The sequence below is a fragment of the Pseudomonas sp. NPDC090208 genome (assembly GCF_044746785.1).
In the GTDB taxonomy this organism is placed as follows: Bacteria; Pseudomonadota; Gammaproteobacteria; order Pseudomonadales; family Pseudomonadaceae; genus Aquipseudomonas.
On sequence record NZ_JBIVCU010000008.1, the window covers coordinates 69,933 to 89,539 of the forward strand.

Sequence of the window (19,607 nt, forward strand, 5' to 3'; positions counted from 1 at the left end):
TAGTGTTCACCGCTGTAATGACTTCCAAACGTGTTGATTGTTATCGAGAGCCCGATGCCGGACCGAAATGTTCCTCCCCGTATATCTCGACGCTTGCGTTCGCTGTTTCAAAGTTCTGTGTTTCGCGCCATTCCCACGGCGGCCGGTGTCATCCTGTTGAACTTCGTGCTGTTGCAAATGGTGCCGGGTGATGCGGTCGATGCGCTGGTGGCCGAAGCCGGCTCGGCGAGCGCCGAAACCACGGCGTTGTTGCGGCAGCAATACGGACTGGACAAGTCCTCCTGGTTGCAGTTTGGCGATTACCTCAACCAACTGGCGCATCTGAGCCTCGGTGATTCGCCGCGTTACGGCCTGCCGGTGCTGGATGTGATCCTTCAGCGGCTGCCCAATACCTTGTTGCTGATGGGGCTGGCGCTGACCATTTCGCTGGTGACGGGCGTAGCGATCGGCGTGGTGATGGCGCTGTGGAAGGGCAAATGGCCGGACCGGCTGCTGTCGTCGCTGGCCTTCGTGCTGTATTCGACGCCGGGTTTCTGGGTCGGCCTGATGGCCATCGTGCTGTTCGCGGTCAAGCTCGACTGGCTGCCCAGCGGCGGTGACGGCACGGTGGGCGCAGGGCTGAGCGGGGTCGACAAGTTTATCGACAAGCTGCATTACGCGATCCTGCCGGCATTGACCCTGTCCAGTTTTTTCATCGCCATCTATGCCCGCCTGACCCGCGCTTCCGTGCTGGAGGTGCTGACCCACGATTACGTGCGCACGGCCCAGGCCAAGGGCCTGTCGAGCTGGCAGATCAGCCTGCGCCATGTGTTGCGCAATGCGCTGTTGCCTCTGACCACGGTGGCCGGCACGCATCTGGCCGGCTTGCTCGGCGGTGCGGCGGTGGCCGAGACGGTGTTCGGCTGGCCGGGCATCGGCCGCCTCACGCTGGAGGCGGTGCAAGCCCGGGAATACAAGGTGTTGCTGGGGATTCTGCTGCTGTCGTCGTTGCTGGTGATCGCCGCCAATCTGTTCATCGACTGGCTGCACGACAGGCTCGATCCGCGCATTGCCGACCGTGCAAGGGGGCATTGAGCCATGAGCCAATCTTCGACCACGCCGACGCTGGAACGGCCTCGCGTCAAACCTGGCAGGCCTGCCAAGCCAGCCGCTCAGCCTGTCAGCCACTGGCGGCAGCAACTGGGCAGCACCTTGCTCGGGCGCTTCGCCGCTAAAGGCCAGCCGCAGGCCGATGATGCCGGGCATTTCCCGCTCATCGAGTCCCGTCATCGCTGGCCGGTGCTGCGCTCGTTGTCGCGCTCACCCGCTGCGGTGATCGGCTTTAGCGTCCTGCTGCTGATCGTCATCGTCGCGCTGAGCGCCGGCTATCTGTATCCGGGCGATCCACTGGACATGGCCGGCGCGCCGCTGTTGGCGCCCGGTGAAGACTGGCAATTCCCGCTGGGCACCGATGCGCTGGGCCGCGACCTGGCCGCAGGGCTGGCTCACGGTGCGCGTGTTTCGCTGATGGTCGGAGTGACCGCCGCGTTGGTCAGCGTGCTGATCGGTACGCTGGTCGGCGCACTGGCCGGCTATTTCGGCGGTCGTGTCGACCGGGTGCTGGGCTGGCTGATCGAGCTGTTCCAGACCACGCCGTCGTTTCTGCTGGTGGTGGTCGTGGTGTCGATCACCCAGTCCACCATCGGCATCATCGCCGTGGTCATCGGCCTGACCTCGTGGGACACCGTGGCACGGCTGGTGCGGGCGGAGTTTCGCGCGCTGCTGAACGCCGATTTCGTGCTGGCGGCGCGCACCGTCGGCTACAGCACGCGCTGGATCATCTTTCGCGAAGTGCTGCCCAACGCGCTGCCGCCGATCATCATCACTGCCTCGGTGATCGTGGCGTCGGCCATCCTCACCGAGTCGTCGCTGTCGTTTCTGGGTGTCGGCGATCCGAACAAGATCAGCTGGGGCAGCATGATCGGCAGCGGCCGCGACATGTTGCGCAGCGCGCTGTACCTCACCGCCATCCCCGGCATTGCCCTGGTGACCACTGTTTTCTGCCTGAACCTGGTGGGTGACGCCCTGATCAGCGCGCTGAATCCACGGCTGCGAGGGAGAGCCTCATGAATGCTGCAGCCCCGTTCAATCAACCAGGTCAGGCGCTGCTCAGCGTGTCGCAGCTGAAGGTTCGCTACGGCGACTTCGAGGCGGTCAAGGGCGTGAGTTTCGAGGTGGCCCGTGGCGAGACGCTGGCGCTGGTCGGCGAGTCGGGTTGCGGCAAATCGACCACGGCCATGGCGATCATGCGCCTGCTGGGCGGGCGCGCGCAGATCAGCGGCGAGGTCGGCTTCGACGGCAGGAACCTGGCGCAGATTTCCGACCCCGACATGCGCGACCTGCGCGGCAACGATATTTCGATGGTCTTCCAGGACCCGATGACCTCGCTCAATCCGGTGCTCGCCATTGGCGAGCAGATCGGCGAGGTGCTGCGCCGTCACCGCGGCCTGTCGCGCAGCGAGGCGCGGGCCGAGGCGCTGAAGCTGCTGAAAAGGGTGCGCATCCCCAACGCCGAGGCGCGCCTGGACGACTTCCCGCACAACCTGTCCGGCGGCCAGCGGCAGCGGGTGATGATCGCCATCGCCGTGGCCTGCAATCCACGCCTGTTGATCGCCGACGAGCCCACCACCGCGCTGGATGTCACGGTGCAGGCGCACATTCTGCAATTGCTCAAGGAATTGAGTCAGGAATACGCCATGGGCCTGTTGCTGATCACCCACGATCTGGGGGTGGTCGGTCAGTGGGCCGACCGGGTGGCGGTGATGTACGACGGGCGGATCGTCGAAGAGGGCAGCACCGAGGCGATCTTTACCGCCGCGCAGCACCCGTACACACAAGGGCTGCTGGGCGCGTCGTTGCGGCTGGACAGCGACTTGCACTACGCCCGCGTGTCGCTGCCGGAAATCAATGTCCAGCGCAGCGCCGACGGGCAGATCCGCTTCGATCTGGACAGCCACGCACGGACCGTGGCGGCGCGTGACGCTGCGGCCTCGGGCCAGCCGATTCTCGAACTGCGCCAGCTGTCGACCGCGTACAAGACCCGCCAGGGCACGTTCACGGCGGTCAGGGATGTGTCGTTGCGCATCGCCCCCGGCGAGACGCTGGGGCTGGTCGGCGAGTCCGGTTGCGGCAAGTCGACCCTGAGCAAGACGATTCTCGGGCTGGTCAAGGCCAGTGCCGGGCAGGTCCTGCTCAACGGCGTCGACATCGCCGGGCTCGACGAAAGGCGCCTGCGCAGCCATCGGCCGTTCGTGCAGATGGTGTTTCAGGACCCCTACGGTTCGCTGAACCCCAAGCACAGCGTCTATCGGATTCTCGACGGCGTGCTCAAGACTCACGGCGAGAAAAGCGCTCAGGCCCGCAGCGAGCGGATCTTCGACATCATTCACCGGGTCGGCCTGCCGCCTTCAGCCGTCTGGAAATACCCCCACGAATTCTCCGGCGGTCAGCGCCAGCGCGTCGGCGTGGCGCGGGCGCTCATCCTGCGGCCATCGCTGGTGATTCTCGACGAGGCGGTGTCCTCGCTGGACGTCTCGGTGCGGGCGCAGATCCTCAACCTGCTGGCCGATCTCAAGCAGGAGTTCGGCCTGTCGTACCTGTTCATTTCCCACGATTTGTCGGTGGTCAAGTACATGGCTGACCGCGTGCTGGTGATGCACGACGGCCAGATCGTCGAGGAGGGCGGCCACGACCTCTGGCAGAACGCCCGCCACGACTACACCCGCAAACTGATCGGTTCGGTGCCCGTGCCGCGCTATGCGCCGGCCGACGAGGAGTCCGTGCCCTATATCAACCCGGCCTGGCAATCGCTGCCGCTGGCCGTACTGCTGTCGCGTATCGCGATCTGACAGGCTTTTGTTTCAAACACGTCGCAAGACCATAAGGGAGTAAGCATGAGCGTTATCGAATACCGCAACCTGGGCCGCAATGGCATCAAAGTGTCGCCGATCACCCTGGGCACCATGATGTTCGGCGGCCAGACCGAGGACTCCGTGGCGAAACGCATCGTCGACAAGGCCTATGAGCAGGGCATCAACTTCATCGACACCGCCAATGGCTACAACGGCGGCGCGTCCGAGGAAGTGGTGGGGCGTCTGATCGCCGACCGTCGCACGCAGTGGGTGCTGTCGACCAAGTTCGTCAACCCCAACCCTGGCGCGCTGGGCCCGAACGATCGCGGCGCTTCGCGCAACAACGTGATTCAGTCGGTGGACGCCAGCCTCAAGCGTCTGAACACCGATTACATCGACCTGTTCTACCTGCACCGCGAAGACCACGACACGCCGGTCGAAGAAACCCTGCGGGCGCTGTCCGATCTGATTCGCGCGGGCAAGATCCGCTCCTACGGCCTGTCCAACCACCGTGGCTGGAAGCTCGCCGAATTCAGCCGCACCGCCGACCTGCTGGGCATCGAGCGTCCGGCCGCGAGCCAGCCGCTGTACAACCTGGCCAACCGGCAGATCGAGAACGAGCATTTGCCGGCTGCCGAGTATTACGGCATTGGCGTGGTGTCCTACAGCCCGTTGGCCCGTGGCGTTCTCACCGCCAAGTACGATCCGACCCAGCCGCCGTCCGAAGGCACCCGCGCCGGTCGCAACGACAAGCGTCTGGCCCAGACCGAATGGCGCCCGGAGTCGCTGAACCTGGCCCAGCGGGTCAAGGACCATGCGGCGGCCCGTGGCATCACGCCGGGTCAGTTCGCCCTGGCATGGGTGCTGAACAACAGGCTGATCACCTCGGCCATCGCCGGCCCGCGCACCGAAGAGCAGTGGAACGACTACGTGCCGGCGCTCAATTACGCCTTCACCGCCGAAGACGAAGCGTTCATCGATGATCTGGTGGTGACCGGGCATTCCTCGACACCGGGCTACAACGACCCGAGCCACCCATTCGCCGGGCGTAAATCCCGCGTGTAAGCGCCTGACTGGCCGGCGGTGGCGTCCTTCCGAGCGCTGCCGCCGGCAAGCCGGGCTGCTACGGGGCGGCGCATGTGATCTGCTTTTGATTCTGGCCGCAGGCCGTAGGAGCGCGCTTGCTGGCGAATGCGGTGTGTCAGACAGACCGCTTTCGCGACCCTCGTAACCTCGGATCCCTCCCACGGGAAACTGGGGTGATCCTGCCGGCTGTGTTGCCGTACCGATCCCTGGCAAACACCTCGTACCCGTGGGAGGGAGCCCTGCTCGCGATAGCGTCAGTCCAGGCAACGCTGCGCCAACTGATCCACCGCCATCGCGAGCAGAGCTCCCTCCCACAGGTTTTGGCGGTGGCCTCAACTTTGTGGGTGTATGCAATCCCCTGTAGCAGTCCGGCTTGCCGGCGTACGCGGTCCCAGCTCCCTCAACGTTTTGCCAGGTCCCAGCCGCGCCATTGCGGTTGCGCCAAAAGCAGGCTGGCAATCGTGACCGCCACCATGGCCCACAAGGCGATGGCGGTGGTCACACCCAGCCGGTCGGCGAGAAAGCCGCCAATCAACGTGGCAATCGGCTGCAAACCAAAACCGATGATGCTGAAGATGCCCATCAGCCGGCCGCGCATGCTCGGCGGGGCGAGCATCTGCACCATGCCGGTACAGGTCACCATGGCCTGAGACGTCGCCAGCCCGAACATGAACAGCGCGATCAATTGCAGCGTCAGCCAGCCCGTCAGCGCGCTGACCAACAGCCAACAGCCCATCCAGATCAGTGTCAGGGACAAGGTCAGGCCCATGCGCCGGATATGGCTGATCACCGGCGACAGCAAGAAGGCGTACACCAGCGACCCGGCTGCCGCAGCGGCCAGCAGCAGCCCGGTGCGCTGCGGATCACCCTGGGCGACCGCCGGCAGCAGGGCCAGCGTGCCCAGCCCAAACATGGTCAGCGTTGCGCAGCACAGATACAGATTGCGCAGGATCAGCGTGTCGCGGATGTGGTCCAGTGCCCGGCGCAGCGGCACCGGTTCATGGCCCTGCGGGTGGCTCTGTTCGATGCCGCGCAATGCCAGCAGGGATGCGATCACCACCCAGTAGGACAGCCCGTTGGCCCAGAACGCCGCCGACATCCCCACCTGCGCCACCAGATACCCGGCCAGGGTCGGCCCCAGGGTGCGGCAGACGTTGAGGATCATCGAATTGATGCTGATCAGCTTGCGGATGTTGTCCATGCCGGCCAGGTCGAACAGAAAGGCTTGTTGGGTCGGGAAATACACCGAGTTGACGCAGCCCATGAGGAAGGCAAAGACGAAGATATGCGCCAGCTGCACCTGGTCCGTCTGGATCAGCGCAGCGAGGGTGAAGGTCAGGACGATCTCCAGCAGGTGGCAGACGATCAGCAGCTTGCGCCGGTTATAGCGGTCGGCCAGGCCGCCGGTGAACAGGCCGAACAGCAGCACCGGCACGCTGGAACACAAGGCGCTGACGCCCAAGGCGAAGGCTTGTTCGCCGGAAAGCCGGTAGACCAGCAAGGCCATGGCGGTCTGCTGCAGCCAGATCCCGATCATCGACACGGCCTGCCCCGAAAGATACGTGCGGGTCGGGATAGAGCGTAACGGAGTGAAGTTATTCAGCCACAACGAAAAGGCAGTCATTTGATCAGGGATGTCCGCAGCGAATCGACAATGAAAGTTGCATCGGAAAGTGCTGTGCTGTTGTTAGACAGGCACAACTGTTGCGCAGGCAACAGTGAAGAAACAGTTGTTCTTGTTAACAGCGCGGCACAGGCTGCGTATTCAACTTGTTACTGTCAATCGATGGGCTGTCATAAACTCAGAACGTAACGGTCTATGCCACTAAAAAGACTTTCCATTACACTCGCTGCACCTCGCACGGGGCGCTTTGGATAATCAGTCTTCAGGTGTCTGTTGAATGTCGTGCGACCACGTCCGCCATTAATGAACTTCCCCCCCTGTTGCATTTAAAAGTTGACCGCTGGATACGCGGTGAACACTCACGCCCCGATTCATTGATGGCTTCTACCATGTCCGATCCTGCTCTGCGGTACCCCCGTTGCCCGACGCCGACCTCCGTTGGCCTGGTCGTTGATTTCAGCGTCGAGGGTTGGCGGCATGTCTGACGCTGCCTGGGATGTGCTGGTGCTGGGCGCAGGGGCGGCGGGTCTGGTGGCTGCGTTTCATGCGCGCCAGGCCGGCGCTTCGGTGTTGGTGATCAACAAAGGCCTGGTGGGCCGCAGCGGCGCGACCATCACCTCCGGTGGCGGCGTGTCGATTGCCGGCGAAAGCCTGCGTGCATTGGGCATCGAGGCCGACGAGAGCGACACCGAAGAGCGCTTCCTGCAAGACACCCTCAGCGCCGGTTCCTGGCTCAACGATCAGCGTCTGGTGGAGAGCATGGTCACCGGCATCGGTGCAGAAGTGGGGCGGTTGATCGACTGGGGCATCAAGTTCAGCGTCAATCGGCGGGCGCCGGGGCACAGCAGCGGTCGCGGTATTCACATCAGCGGCGTGGACATGCAGCGCGCCTTGACGCGGATTGCGGTGCAGGCCGGGGTCAGCTTTCGCGAGGACTTTCAGTCGACCCGCTTGCTCACGCGCGACGGCGCGGTGGTCGGTGTGCTCGGTCTGGATCGACGCAGCGGCGAGGTCTGTAGCCTTTACGGCCACAGCACGGTGATCGCCACGGGTGGCGCAACCTCCAACTGGAGCCTGCGCACCGCGCCGGAAGAGCTGTCCGGCGAAGGCCAGCGCATGGCGGTGGAGGCGGGCGCCACGTTGATCGACATGGAAATGACCCAGTTCCTGCCGTGTTGCCTGGCCGCTCCTGCGATCTGGCGCGGCCTGCAGTTCCCTTGGATTCTCGGCCCGCAGAGCGGTGTGCATGCCTGGCTGATGAATCGCTACGGCGAACGTTTCATGGCGCGCTGGGACCCGGTGCGCATGGAGTTGGCGACCCGCGACATGGTGTCTGCTGCCTGCGCGACCGAGGTCTACGAAGGCCGTGGCAGCCCCAACGGCGGTGTCTATCTGTCGTGGAAGCATCTGCCCAACGACATCATCGATCACTTTCCCTCGTTGTCACGCTCGGTCAGCGCCGACTGGCAATGGGAAGGTTTCGACATGACGCCGCTGGTGGAGCGGATCAGGCAGGGGTATGCCATCGAAGTCGCACCGGCGGCGCATTTCTCGCTGGGCGGCGTGCGCATCGATACCGGCGCGAGCACTGGTGTGGTCGGACTGTATGCCTGCGGTGAAGCCACCGGGGCGTTGCATGGCGCCAATCGGCTGTCCGGCAATGCCGGGGCGCAGGTGCTGGTGCAGGGGCGCATCGCCGGTGTGGCGGCGGCCCGGGATGCGCAGCAGCGCAGGGCGCGTGACCGCGTCAGCGACAACCATCAGCAGGCGTTCGCCGAGACCGAAGAACCGTTCCAGCGCAGCAGCGGCGTGGCGCCGTTCGAGCTCAAGGAAAGCCTAGCGCGGCTCGCCGAAAGTGCGCTCGGGCCGGTGCGCACGGCGCAGTCGCTGGAGCAGGCGCTGGGCACACTCAGAGAATTGAAGGACAGCAGTCTCGGCCAGTTGGCCTGCCGTACCCGCGAGCGTCTGTGGAACCGCGACTGGAGCGATGCGCTGGAGTGCCAGGCGGCGTTCACGGTGATCGAATCGGCGCTGCTCGGGGCCATCGGTCGCCGTCATTCCATCGGCGCCCATCAGCGCCACGATCACAAAGGCACCTTTACCGGCGAACTGAACCACACGTTGATCCGCCAGAGCGCTGGCGTCTTGTCCCGTCACACTGCGCCGGTGGCATTTGCCCTGCAGGCGCGGCCGTGAGCAAGGGTGTTCCGAGGAGGATGACATGTTGCTGCACCTGACCCTGTGGCGCGACGGCGCGTTGCGTCAGTTGGAGATCCGCCTGCCGCCACCGGCCGGGCTCGAACTGGGCATCGACAGTTGGGAGGGCGCGTCCGTCAGCACCGCACTGCAATATGCGCAGCGGGTGTTCGAGCCCAACCTGGGTTATGCGCTGTCCTGTCGACGCGGCCTGTGCAAGTTGTGTGCGATGCGCATCGACGGTGAGGTGAAGCTGGCCTGCACAGTGCCGTTGCACGATGGCATCCGCATCGAGCCGGCCAAGCCACGACTGGCGCTGCACGACACGGTGATCGAGTTGAGCCTGGTCCGGGAAAAACCCGCCAGAACCCGGCCCGTGAGCGATCTGCCGCAGGACTGAGGGCGGCGAACCCCGCCGTCACGCTGGCCAACAACCACCTGACTGCTGTCGGGCATGCACCTTCCAATCGCCTCACTGATCTTTAAGGAGACTGACATGTCCCATGCAGCGCTTGAACAACGCCCGACCGGTGCCCCCGCCGCGATCTGGTACACCCGTTGCCCGGTGCCGACCACGTCGGGCATCGCTCAGCACAAGCAGTGGCTACAGAAAGAATTCGCCCGCCATGGCATCACCCTCGACTCGATTCGCGCCTCCCGGGATCGTGCTGTCCGCGAGTCGCATTTCCACCACAGCCTGGCCGGCAGCTTCCGCGAGGGCGGCAACGTGCCGCCGATCTGGGCCAAGGCGCAAGGCCAGGACACAGTGGTCGTGGGGATCACCTGGGTCGACGAAGAACAGCTGGTGTTCGTGCATGGCGACAGCGACATCCACAGCGTGGCCGACCTGCGCGGACGCAAGTTGGGCGTGGTGCGCAAGACCGCCAGCGATCTGGTCGACGTCGGCCGCGCCGAAGGCTTGCGCGGTCTGCTGACGGCGCTGCAACTGGGTGGCGTTCCCCGCGACAGCGTCGAGTTCGTCGACATCGCAGCCCCCGAGTGGGACCTCAAGGAAGTGTCAAAAACCCGTGAAGATCATCACGCGATTCCGACCCTGGCGTTGCTCAACGGCACGGTGGACGCGATCTTCATCAAGGGCGCTGGCAGCGCCCGCGCGTTGGCCCAGGGTCTGCGGCCGATCATCAACATCAACGATCAGGAAGATCCGTTGTTGCGCCTGAGCGCAGGCTCGCCACGGCCGATCACGGTCGACCGGCAGACCTTGATCAACTCGCCCGACATCGTGACTCGTTACCTGGCCGTGCTGCTCAAGACCTACGAGTGGGCCAAGGACCATCCGCAAGAAGTGGTGACGACGATTGCCGCCGAAACCGCCACGGACGAGGAGAGCGTGCTGCTGGCCTTCGGCAGTCGCTTGCATCTGTCGTTCGAGCCGAAGCTGTCGCCGATTTACCTGGAAGGCTTGCGCCGTCAGAAGGATTTTCTGCTGGCCGAGGGCTTCATCGAACAGGACTTCGATTTCGATGGCTGGATCGATCCGCTGCCGTTGCAACGGGCCTGGGCGATCAAGGACGAGATCGTTCTGGGTTGATGTTCCGGTCGTAAATGGTTATGAAAAATTCGAATAACATCGAACGAAAACATTCCTTTAAGCGCTAACAGAAGTAGTGGAGTATCGCCCCTGATGTCGGCCGGATCGACGCGTCAGACGCTCTGTTCCGGCCTTCTTCACTGACCGTACTCACAGGAGTTCATGTATGGGCAATGCCCCGAATGCTGCAAGCGCCTTGAAGGTGTTCTTGCCGCCTGCGCCCGGCGAGTTGCTCGATCTGGGTCGGGTCTATCGAGGCCCTCTGGCGTTATCCCGGCTGCACACCACGCCCAAGCGGATTCTCGGCCGTCGCGAGGCAACGCTGCTGGGTGTGTTCGCGCTGGTCTTGCACGGCGCGGTGATTTATTGGGTCAACAGCTCGCCTGCGCCCGCGTTACCGGTGGTGCCGCCGGAAATCCCGCCGATGACCATCGAGTTTTCCCAGCCGGCACCGCCGGTGGTGGAAACACCGCCGCCACCGGAGCCGGTCCCGCAACCGGTGGTCGAACCGCCACCGCCGGTCGAGGACGAACTGGCCGTCAAGCCACCACCGCCCAAGCCGGTGCCCAAACCCAAACCGGTGGTCAAGCCGCCGCCCAAGCCTGTGGCCAAACCGGTTGAGCAGCCGCCTGCACCTGCTCCGGCGCCGCAACCCGTGGCTGCACCGGCACCGCCTGCGCCACCTGCGTCGGCACCGATCACACCGGCTTCGGCCAATGCCGGCTACCTGCACAACCCGGCGCCCGAATACCCGCCGCTGGCCATGCGCCGCAACTGGGAAGGCACGGTACTGCTGCGCGTCCACGTGCTGGCCAGCGGCAAGCCCGGCGAGATCCAGATCCAGAAAAGCAGCGGCCGCGAGCAGCTCGACGACGCGGCATTGGCGGCGGTCAAGCGCTGGAGTTTCGTGCCGGCCAAACAGGGCAATGACCCCATTGATGGCTGGGTCAGCGTGCCCATCGATTTCAAGTTGAAGTAACCGCTGAACCTGATTCGCAACACCGCGGGCTACCTGACAAAAGGCGCATCGCTACACCGACATACGCCTTGCTGGAGAGCCTTTCATGAACCTTATCGCATCACCTTTCGAGTCCATTGAACACGCAGTCATCTGGCTGCTGATCGTCTTTTCCGTGGCCACCTGGGGCCTGGCCCTGCTCAAGGGCGTGCAGTTCAGCCGACTGAAAGGGCAGGACCGCAAATTCCACAAGCAATTCTGGGCCGCTTCCAGCCTGGATTCCGCTGCCGAACTGGCCCACAGCCAACCCGGTGCTGCCGCGCGCGTGGCGCTGGCTGGCTACGCCGCGATCCAGATTCCCGAAGGCGGTCAGGCCACCGACCTGAGCCATGCGATCAACCATCAAGACCGCCTGGAACGCGCCCTGCGCCAACAGATCGTGCGTGAACGCCGCTCGCTGGAAACCGGCCTGGCGATCCTCGCCAGTATCGGCAGCACCTCGCCCTTCATCGGCCTGTTCGGCACGGTCTGGGGCATCATGTCGGCGCTCAAGGGCATCAGCGCGGCCGGCTCGGCGAGTCTGGAAACCGTGGCCGGCCCCATCGGCGCCGCACTGGTCGCCACCGGTGTCGGCATCGCCGTCGCCGTGCCGGCGGTGCTGGTTTACAACTACTACCTGCGTCGCCTGAAACTGACCGCCGCCGACCTCGACGACTTCGCCCACGACTTCTACAGCCTGGCGCAGAAGAACGCCTTCCGCGTGCTGCTGCACCCGGCGCTGAAGTCCGGCGCCGCCGCTGCCGGGCAGAAAGTGAAGGAGGCGTCCTGAGATGGCTTTCTCTACCCAGGACAGCGATGAAGTGCTCAGCGAAATCAACGTCACGCCGTTGGTGGACGTGATGCTGGTGTTGCTGGTGGTGTTCATCGTCACTGCGCCGCTGCTGACCAACTCGATCCCGATCAACTTGCCCAAGACCGAAGCGGTCGCACCGGTCGAGCAGAAAGACCCGCTGGTGGTGAGCATCGATGACAAAGGCAAATTGTTCATCAACAAGGACGAGATCCAGCCGGACCTGCTGGAAACCAACCTGCGCGCCGCCAAGGATAGGAACGCCGATGTGCGTGTGCAATTGCAGGCCGACAACGGGGTGAACTACGGTGAAGTGGCGCGGGCGATGGCCTCGATCGAAAAGGCCGGGATCACCAAACTGTCGGTGATTACCGCGAAGTAATCCGCAGCCTCCGGGCTCTGCGTTTCACATCAGGCCGACGGATGGCTCCGTTCTGCCTGATGCCTTGTCAGGCTCTGGAAAATGCCGTGGCGTGTAACCAGCCATGACACTTTTCTGCGTCTGCTGGCGAGGAGGTTCACCGGCCGCGACGGGCAGCCTCGGCTCAGGCACACGGAGCCTTCTTTCATTCGCTGCGGTCAGAAATCCCAGCAGGTCGTCAGCATCATGTTGCGGGGTTCGCCGTAATAGCTGGTGTCGAAGTTGCCGAGGCCGGTGAGGTAGCGTTTGTCGAACACGTTGTTGGCATTGACCGCGAAGCTCAGGTGCTCGTTGTATTGATAACGGGTCATCAAGTCCACGAGGCTGAAGCCACCTTGCTTGATGCGTGTGTAGTCGCCCACCGTGTTGCTGTAGATCTTGCCGTAGAAGCTGCTTTGGTAGCTGATTCCGCCACCCACCGTCACCTTGTCCAGCGCGCCCGGCAGGCGGTAGCTCGAGAACACCCGCACCACATGTTCCGGCTTGGTGGTGGTCAGCGGAAAGCCATAGATGCGTTGATCGTCGGCATCGCGGGTACGCGCATAGGTGTAGCCCGCCGACAGGTTCCAGCCATCCGCCAACTCGCCAGCCAGTTCAAGCTCCACGCCTTTGGTGGTGGCGCCGTTGATGGCCTTGTAGATGCCTTCGTTGGTCACCGGATTGGTGCCGATGGACTCGGCGACGTTGTCCTGTTCGATGCGAAACAGCGCAAGGCTGGCGTTGAGTCGCCCGTCGAACCAGGCCGCCTTCACACCGGTTTCGTAGCTGTCGCCTTCCATGGGATCGAGGGTCGAGCCGTTGCTGTCCTTGTAGACCTGCGGCTGATAGATGGAGGTGTAACTGGCGTACACCGAGTACACATCGTCGAGGTCGTAGATCACGCCCGCGTAAGGCGTCACCACGCCGTGCTGCTGGTATGAGGCATGGGTGTCGTCGATGCCGGCGCCGGGGTTGTAGCGGTAGTCTTCGTTGTACTTGAAGGTGCTCAGGCGTGTGCCAAGAATCACCGACAGGTCATCGGCAGGACGCAGCCGCGTGGCGAGGTAAATTCCGTTCTGGCTTTGGGTGCGCTCGTATTTGCCGTTCTTGGGGAAGTTCTGTACGGCCAGGTGCCCATCCCAGTCGAAGATGCTGCCCGGGACTTCGCTGAACGCCGAGGTGTCGTAGGTCGCACCGGTCTGGCGGGAGTGAGAGGCCATGAAGCCGGCGACCAGCTCATGTTCGCGTCCGCCCAGCGTGAAAGGGCCGGACACGTTGATGTCAGCGGTGTTCTGTACGCGATGGCCTTCCCAGCGACCCCAGTACAGGAACATGCCTTCACCGCTGAGGCGGTCTGGGTTGCCACCGCTGGCGGACGCCAGGCGCGTGTCGTGGTCGGTGGTTCTCTGGTCGAGGCTGACTTTCAGTTTCCAGTCGTTGGCCAGCGCTTGCTCCAGGTTGGCGAAGTAGGTCAGCGATTCGAAGTCCCGCCGACTCCAGTCGGCACCCGGGTTGAAGCTGCGGGAGAAGTCAGTGCGGCCTCCGTCCGAGTAGTAGACCGGGTTGCCGGTCCAGGTTGACCCGCGCGGGGTGACTTCCTGCTGATCGATGCCGAACGTCAGGATCGTGTCGGGTGTCAGGTCTGCTTCGAGCACACCGTAAAACACGTTCTTTTTCTGTGAGTAGTGGTCCTGGTAGGACTTGCGATCCTGGTAAGCGCCCACCACGCGGCCGCGGACGCTGCCATTGTCGTTGAGCGGGCCGGACACATCGGCTTCGGTACGGTAGGCGTCCCATGAGCCGGCGCTGCCACTCACGGAGGCCTTGAAGTCGCGGGTCGGCTTCTTGCGCACCAGATTGACGGTGGCAGAGGGGTCGCCTGAGCCGGTCATCAGCCCCGTGGCGCCCTTGATCACTTCGACGCGGTCGATGGTCGCCATGTCGACATGGGTGGTGCCTTCGTCATACACGCCGTCGTAGATGGTGTTGATGCCGTCGTATTGGTAGTTGGTGATGGCGAAGCCCCGGGTCGAGTACTCCATGCGCTCGCTGTCGTACGCCTGGCGCGAAACCCCCGGTGTATTGCGCAGCACGTCGCCGATGTCCAGCGAGCCGTGATCGTCGATCTGCTGGCGAGTGACCACGGTGACTGACTGCGGTGTTTCCCGCAGGGTCAGCGGCAGCTTGGTGGCCGTCGTGGTTGCGCCTGTGGTGTATGAACCGGTGCCTTCGGTGATCAGCCCCAGGGCCATGCCGGAAATGGAGGTCGCCTGCAGTTGCACGGCCGATGAGTCGGCAGCCCGCATAAAGGTGTAGCGCCCGTCGCCTTGAGGCACCGCGACCACCTGAGTGCCTTGCAACAGTATTTGCAAGGCGCTCTCGGCGGTGTAGTCACCCTTGAGCGGATGGCTGGTCTGGCCGTCGGTCAGGCCCTCGGGGAACGACAACAGCAACTGCCCCTGTTGCCCCAATTGGTTGAGTGCGCTGGCTAGTGAGGTAGCAGGGATGTCGTAATGACGAATGCTGCTGTCGGCGGCCAGCGCCCAGCCTGGCATGGCGACCGTGCAGGCGTAGCCGATCGCGCTGAGCACAGAGGCTGTGGAGGGGGCGAGAAGTGCTGATCTGTTGCCGTATTGCATGGTGTGCCGTTTCCTTTGAACGCTGATGTCTGGCCTATGAGTCTCGCCAGAAATCGAAACGGCTCATCGATGGGAACATTCTTTCAAACCGTGGAGGCAGGCGTGCTCAGGTTGACCCACAGCCGGGTGAAGCGCTGGACATCCAGCTTGAGGGTTTGGGCCACGGCATCGACCACGCGATCACTGTCGGCCAGTGGGTACGTACCCCAGACGCGCAGGTTGGCCAATGCCTCATCGCAGCCCAAATGCCCGCGCCGGTAGCGTGCGACCTCTTCGAGAAAAGCGCGTAGCGGTTGGCCGTGGGCGACGATCATGCCTTGCGACCAGGCGGCCGAAGACGCCTGCAGCGTGCTTCGTTCAAGCAGGGCCAGAGGGCTGAAACGTGCTTGTTCCCCGGCATTCAAAACGACGCTGCCCGACGCCTGGCGCGGGGTGATCTGCATCGAGCCTCTGAACACCTCCAGCACGGTCGTGCCGTTATCGAACAGCCTGGCACTGAAGCGCGCACTGGCTGCGGTTGCCTGCAACTGATCGGTCTTGAGCAGCAAGGGTGGGCTCACCGAGGTATCGATCAGCACTTCGCCACGGAGCAGGTCGATGCGCCACTGGTGATCGACAAGCCCGGCGTTGAGCGCGCTGCGGGTGTTGAGCAACACCTCCAGCTGGCTGCTCAGCGCCACCCTGTGCTGTTCACCGACACCGGTGCTGTAATCGGCCCGGAAATGCTGGACCAGCGTGGCGTCCTTTGCGCTCCATGCGCTGGTACCGGCGGCGAGCAGTACCGCCAGCCCCTTGATTGCTCGGCGCCGGCTGATGCCCTCCGTCGGTGTGAGCAATGCGCGCCTGGCCAGACGCGAGTCTCCCGCCTGACGAAATGCGCTGAGCTTCCCGGACAATGCCTGCGCCCGCTGCCAGGCCAGCTCATGGCTGCTGTGAGCGTTGCGCCAGGATGTGAAGGCGGCGAGGGTGGGCGAGTCCACGTCGTTGCCTTGCAGCTCCAGCCACCACTCCATCGCCTTCTCGCACACCTCCAGCGACAACTGGGCATCTGCACGCTGTGCACCGGTCACGAGCCGACTCACTGCCAGCCCGCCGCCGGTGAGGCAACCATCAGGCATCGGGCGCCGGCCTTGACGATGTAGCGTTTGACCGTGGCAATGGAAATCTGCAGCCGCTCTGCGATCTCGCCGTGCGCCAGGCCGTCCAGTTGTGACCAGAGAAACGCCTGCCTCACCGGGATGTCCAGCTCGGTCAACGCTTCATCCAGCTGCACCAGGGTCTCGAACAGAATCAACTGCGTCGCGAGGTCCGGCCCGACCCGCTCAGGATCTGCCTGCAATGCGTCAAGGTAGGCTTTTTCCAGACGCGCACGGCGGTAGTGATTGGACAACACGCTGCGCGCCACCTTGGCCAGAAACGGTCGAGGCTGACGGACCTCAAGGGTTTCATCGCTGGTCAGCAAGCGCATGAAGGTGTCCTGCATCAGATCGGCAGCGCGTTGCGAGCAGTCCAGTTGACGGTACAGCCAGCTTCTCAGCCAGCGATGCTGCTGTTCGTAGAGGAGGGTCAGTCGGGCTGAGTTGGCAGTGGCCATGGGCAGATACATGTGTCGTTTTATTAATGAGACTTAATATCATACGAGAATGGTTGTTGTATCGGATTATCTGTATCCACTGCACGACCAGTCCGTTGGCGAGACGGCTGTTGGAATTACCCATTTATCAAATCTCTCAGGTAGCTGTGATCGGGTGCGGATCAGCAGCTTGATCATTTGAGCCATGTATCCGTTCAGGGGAGGCTTTTGGCGATCCAGGTCCCCGGCTTCTTTCTACGCCCCAAACCGGTGGTCGGTAGCGCCACAGATGATCTGCATCGCTTATTGGTGCTGCCGTCGATCATGTGATGACTAGCTCGCCTCTGGCTCACCGACCATACTATGGTCGTAAATGATAACCTCAGGACTGTTTACGACATGAAGATAGCGATTCTCGTCGTTGATGAAGTTTTTGATTCCGGTCTAAGCGTGCTGTTGGACACGTTCGCCACCGCAAACGACCTGGCGTCCGGCCAAGGGGTCACCATGCCTCTCTTTACGGTGGATATTGTGGGAGCAGGGCGCAGCATTCGCACCGCCCTTGGCTTCACTGCTGCCGTCGAGCCAGCAAGCGGGGTTCAAAAGCCGGATTGGGTAGTGGTGCCAGCCGTTAACGCCAAGCAACCGGAACAGTTGATCGAGACGTTAGGCCGCAAGGATGTTCTTGAAGCAATCGCGTATTTGCGCAGCTGGCACGCCAGCGGCATTAATGTGGCTGGAGCCTGCATTGGGACCTTCCTGCTGGCCGAAGCAGGCTTGCTTGATGATCAGGAAGCGACGACATCCTGGCCACTCTCCCCATTGTTTCGTCAACGCTATCCCAATATCAGGCTAGACGAGTCGCGAATAATCGTCGCGGCAGGCCGCGTGGTGACTGCGGGAGCGACTATGGGGCATCTCGATCTTGCCCTGTGGCTGGTACGCCAGGCAAGCCCCGAAATAGCTGAGCTCGTCGCGCGAATAATGCTCATCGACAAGCGGCCGTCTCAAGCGAAGTACATCATGCCCGATTTCCTCGCCCGTGCTGACCCGCTGGTAGAGCGTTTTGAACGATGGGCGCGGGACCGTCTCGCAACGGGTTTCTCACTCCAGGATGCGGCCAGCGCACTGGCGGTTACTCCCCGTACGCTGCAGCGCCGGACCGGGGCGGTACTCGGCAAATCGCCACTCGCCTTTTTCCAGGACTTGCGTGTGGACCGTGCACAACATCTTGTCTCTCAGGGGCAGGATCTAGAGACAATCGCAAGCGAGGTCGGTTATGCAGACACCGCGACTTTAAGAAGCTTGCTGCGGCGCCGGACCGGTCGGACCGTGCGCGAACTACGAGCCGACCTCCAATAAAACGGCCAGACGTGGCGGTCGAATACGATTGTCGTAAACGATCCGCCGAATGTCCTAAACGACGATAGTTCCGATGAAGTAGGGCGCTTACATTGTGCTTGTCGACCCCGACAGCAAACTTCTACGGAGAACAAACATGAAAGTATTGGCCATCGGAACCTTGAAGCCTTTCACCGAAGAACAAGGGAACCGAATTTTTCCCCTTGAAGTGCCGGCTACGCTCAAACTTTATCTGGACGGAAAGATCGAACAGCACTGGCTGCGTGACGAAATGAAGGGTGCAGTATTCCTGTTGAACGTCGACTCCGTCGACGAAGCCAAAACGCTTATCGGTGAACTTCCGCTTACCAAGGAAAATCTGCACGAGTTCGATTACCTGCCTGTTGGGCCGCTGTTGCCTCTCGGCATGCTCATCCAATAAGTCAGCAATATCGGCGTTTCCGTTCGGCGAACTATTTAAATTACTGGAGCGCGCTTTATATGGCGCGATAGCCGGTGATCGTTTGCTCGGCAGGCAATGTATGCCTTGTTGAGCCATTTCATTTAAAAACAGAGGTGAACCATGAGTGCCTATCTGATCTTCGTCGTGCACAGCGCTCACGACAAAGCATTGCTCCAGAAATATCGCGACTTGGCGATCCCGGTCGTCAAGAGCCAGGGCGTGAAGTTTTTTGCGGGTCCTGTTATCAACGTCGCCATGGAAAATGGACCTGTGGACTCCAGCGTTGTGCTCGAGTTTCCGACCGTCGAAGAGGCGCACGCTTGGTACAACTCCCCGGAGTACGCCCCCCTCAAGGCAATGCGTCAGGCCGCGTCCAAGGCCACCGTATTCATCGTGGAGTCGTGGCCCGAGGGACTCTGACTTCAAGGTCCGACTGGCGCGGCGGTCGCCATGTACCGACTTGAGGATTAGCAGATCGGCAGCATCGCTACGGCGCTCTCATGAGGGGCGCCGTAGCTCGCTCGTTGTCGATCAGGAGTGGCTGCCCACGGACTCCGGTTACCCGGCGCTGTCTTTGGCAGTCCTGTTCACCAGCTTAAAGGACCATTGTGATGATCGAAGCCATAAGCATCATTGAGGTTTATACCGTTCGAGGATTGGCCAACAGGCTAGAGGCTCCGCTGTCAGCGTTGGTGAGTCATCTTCAAAATACGGCGGGTAGTATTTCCTACCATGCCGTGCAAAGCCCAGCCAACAGTGATTTGTGGGTATTAACAGGTCAGTGGGAATCAAAAAAGGCGATGGAAGACCATTACGATCATCCCGCCCTCAGCGGTGTGATGACGTTACTGGGGTGCAATACGGTCACCCGTATGTCGGTCAGTAGCTTTCTTAAGTCCAACGCGTAACTGGGCCATGGAGATGGACGGAAAAGTATTCCATGGTGTCGACCTGAATGTGATGGTGATATTTCTGGTGGTATTTCGAGAACACAGTGTTTGCAAGGCCGCCGAACACCTGAGCGTAAAGAATTTG

18 protein-coding genes are annotated in these 19,607 nt (G+C 62.5%); 14 read left to right on the forward strand and 4 right to left on the reverse strand.

The annotated features are described in order from the left end of the window. The first annotated feature begins 165 nt into the window (after positions 1 to 165). Genes ACIPL0_RS15030 through ACIPL0_RS15045 form a run of 4 tightly spaced genes read left to right on the forward strand, consistent with a single transcriptional unit; the run spans position 166 to position 4,955 of the window. Complete coding sequence (locus ACIPL0_RS15030; RefSeq protein WP_400598472.1) at positions 166 to 1,074, forward strand: ABC transporter permease; 909 nt, start codon at positions 166 to 168, stop codon at positions 1,072 to 1,074. A 3-nt stretch (positions 1,075 to 1,077) separates the two neighbouring features. Further along, positions 1,078 to 2,109 carry an ABC transporter permease gene (locus tag ACIPL0_RS15035; RefSeq protein ID WP_400598240.1) on the forward strand — a complete coding sequence of 344 codons (1,032 nt, stop codon included), beginning with the start codon at positions 1,078 to 1,080 and terminating at the stop codon, positions 2,107 to 2,109. Continuing rightward, a complete protein-coding gene (locus ACIPL0_RS15040; protein WP_400598242.1) occupies positions 2,106 to 3,887 on the forward strand; it encodes an ABC transporter ATP-binding protein in 1,782 nt (593 codons plus the stop codon). Before ACIPL0_RS15035 ends, ACIPL0_RS15040 begins: the two co-directional genes overlap by 4 nt. 45 nt (positions 3,888 to 3,932) lie before the next feature. Beyond that, a complete protein-coding gene (locus tag ACIPL0_RS15045) occupies positions 3,933 to 4,955 on the forward strand; it encodes an aldo/keto reductase (RefSeq protein ID WP_400598243.1) in 1,023 nt (340 codons plus the stop codon). Positions 4,956 to 5,376: 421 nt separating this feature from the next. On the opposite strand, the gene ACIPL0_RS15050 is transcribed toward ACIPL0_RS15045, so the two are convergent. Further along, positions 5,377 to 6,600, reverse strand: a complete 1,224-nt coding sequence (locus tag ACIPL0_RS15050) for an MFS transporter (protein ID WP_400598245.1) — start codon at positions 6,598 to 6,600, stop codon at positions 5,377 to 5,379. A gap of 477 nt (positions 6,601 to 7,077) precedes the next feature. On the opposite strand from ACIPL0_RS15050, the gene ACIPL0_RS15055 reads away from it, so the two are divergent. The 6 genes from ACIPL0_RS15055 to ACIPL0_RS15080 all read left to right on the forward strand — a co-directional run bounded on the left by ACIPL0_RS15055 (position 7,078) and on the right by ACIPL0_RS15080 (position 12,538). After that, a complete protein-coding gene (locus tag ACIPL0_RS15055; RefSeq protein WP_400598248.1) occupies positions 7,078 to 8,796 on the forward strand; it encodes an FAD-dependent oxidoreductase in 1,719 nt (572 codons plus the stop codon). A 25-nt stretch (positions 8,797 to 8,821) separates the two neighbouring features. Next, on the forward strand, positions 8,822 to 9,196 hold the full coding sequence (locus ACIPL0_RS15060; RefSeq protein WP_400598250.1) for a 2Fe-2S iron-sulfur cluster-binding protein: 375 nt from the start codon (positions 8,822 to 8,824) through the stop codon (positions 9,194 to 9,196). A 96-nt stretch (positions 9,197 to 9,292) separates the two neighbouring features. Then, positions 9,293 to 10,348, forward strand: a complete 1,056-nt coding sequence (locus ACIPL0_RS15065; protein WP_400598251.1) for an ABC transporter substrate-binding protein — start codon at positions 9,293 to 9,295, stop codon at positions 10,346 to 10,348. A gap of 166 nt (positions 10,349 to 10,514) precedes the next feature. Then, the gene (locus ACIPL0_RS15070; protein ID WP_400598253.1) at positions 10,515 to 11,327 is read left to right on the forward strand and encodes an energy transducer TonB; all 813 of its coding nucleotides are present in this window, start codon (positions 10,515 to 10,517) and stop codon (positions 11,325 to 11,327) included. An 85-nt stretch (positions 11,328 to 11,412) separates the two neighbouring features. Beyond that, complete coding sequence (locus ACIPL0_RS15075; RefSeq protein ID WP_400598254.1) at positions 11,413 to 12,135, forward strand: MotA/TolQ/ExbB proton channel family protein; 723 nt, start codon at positions 11,413 to 11,415, stop codon at positions 12,133 to 12,135. 1 nt (position 12,136) lies between these two features. Then, positions 12,137 to 12,538 (forward strand): ExbD/TolR family protein, encoded by a 402-nt coding sequence (locus ACIPL0_RS15080; RefSeq protein ID WP_400598256.1) that lies wholly within the window; start codon positions 12,137 to 12,139, stop codon positions 12,536 to 12,538. Positions 12,539 to 12,735: 197 nt separating this feature from the next. Here the strand turns inward: ACIPL0_RS15080 and ACIPL0_RS15085 are convergent, their stop codons facing one another. The 3 genes from ACIPL0_RS15085 to ACIPL0_RS15095 form a co-directional block, all read right to left on the reverse strand. Then, positions 12,736 to 15,195, reverse strand: coding sequence for a TonB-dependent siderophore receptor (locus ACIPL0_RS15085; protein WP_400598258.1), 2,460 nt, complete (start codon positions 15,193 to 15,195; stop codon positions 12,736 to 12,738). Positions 15,196 to 15,278: 83 nt separating this feature from the next. Continuing rightward, positions 15,279 to 16,265, reverse strand: coding sequence for a DUF4880 domain-containing protein (locus tag ACIPL0_RS15090; protein WP_400598260.1), 987 nt, complete (start codon positions 16,263 to 16,265; stop codon positions 15,279 to 15,281). Between the two features lie 8 nt (positions 16,266 to 16,273). Then, a complete protein-coding gene (locus ACIPL0_RS15095) occupies positions 16,274 to 16,789 on the reverse strand; it encodes a sigma-70 family RNA polymerase sigma factor (RefSeq protein WP_400598262.1) in 516 nt (171 codons plus the stop codon). Between the two features lie 378 nt (positions 16,790 to 17,167). Here ACIPL0_RS15095 and ACIPL0_RS15100 point away from each other — a divergent pair, with 378 nt between their 5' ends. From ACIPL0_RS15100 to ACIPL0_RS15115, 4 genes are all read left to right on the forward strand, one after another. Beyond that, a complete protein-coding gene (locus tag ACIPL0_RS15100; RefSeq protein WP_400598263.1) occupies positions 17,168 to 18,130 on the forward strand; it encodes a GlxA family transcriptional regulator in 963 nt (320 codons plus the stop codon). Positions 18,131 to 18,266: 136 nt separating this feature from the next. After that, entirely contained in the window at positions 18,267 to 18,551 is a 285-nt protein-coding gene (locus ACIPL0_RS15105) for a hypothetical protein (RefSeq protein WP_400598265.1), read from the forward strand. Between the two features lie 141 nt (positions 18,552 to 18,692). Further along, positions 18,693 to 18,992 carry a DUF1330 domain-containing protein gene (locus ACIPL0_RS15110; RefSeq protein WP_400598267.1) on the forward strand — a complete coding sequence of 100 codons (300 nt, stop codon included), beginning with the start codon at positions 18,693 to 18,695 and terminating at the stop codon, positions 18,990 to 18,992. 191 nt (positions 18,993 to 19,183) lie between these two features. Continuing rightward, positions 19,184 to 19,480, forward strand: a complete 297-nt coding sequence (locus tag ACIPL0_RS15115; RefSeq protein WP_400598269.1) for an antibiotic biosynthesis monooxygenase family protein — start codon at positions 19,184 to 19,186, stop codon at positions 19,478 to 19,480. The last annotated feature ends 127 nt before the right edge of the window (positions 19,481 to 19,607 follow it).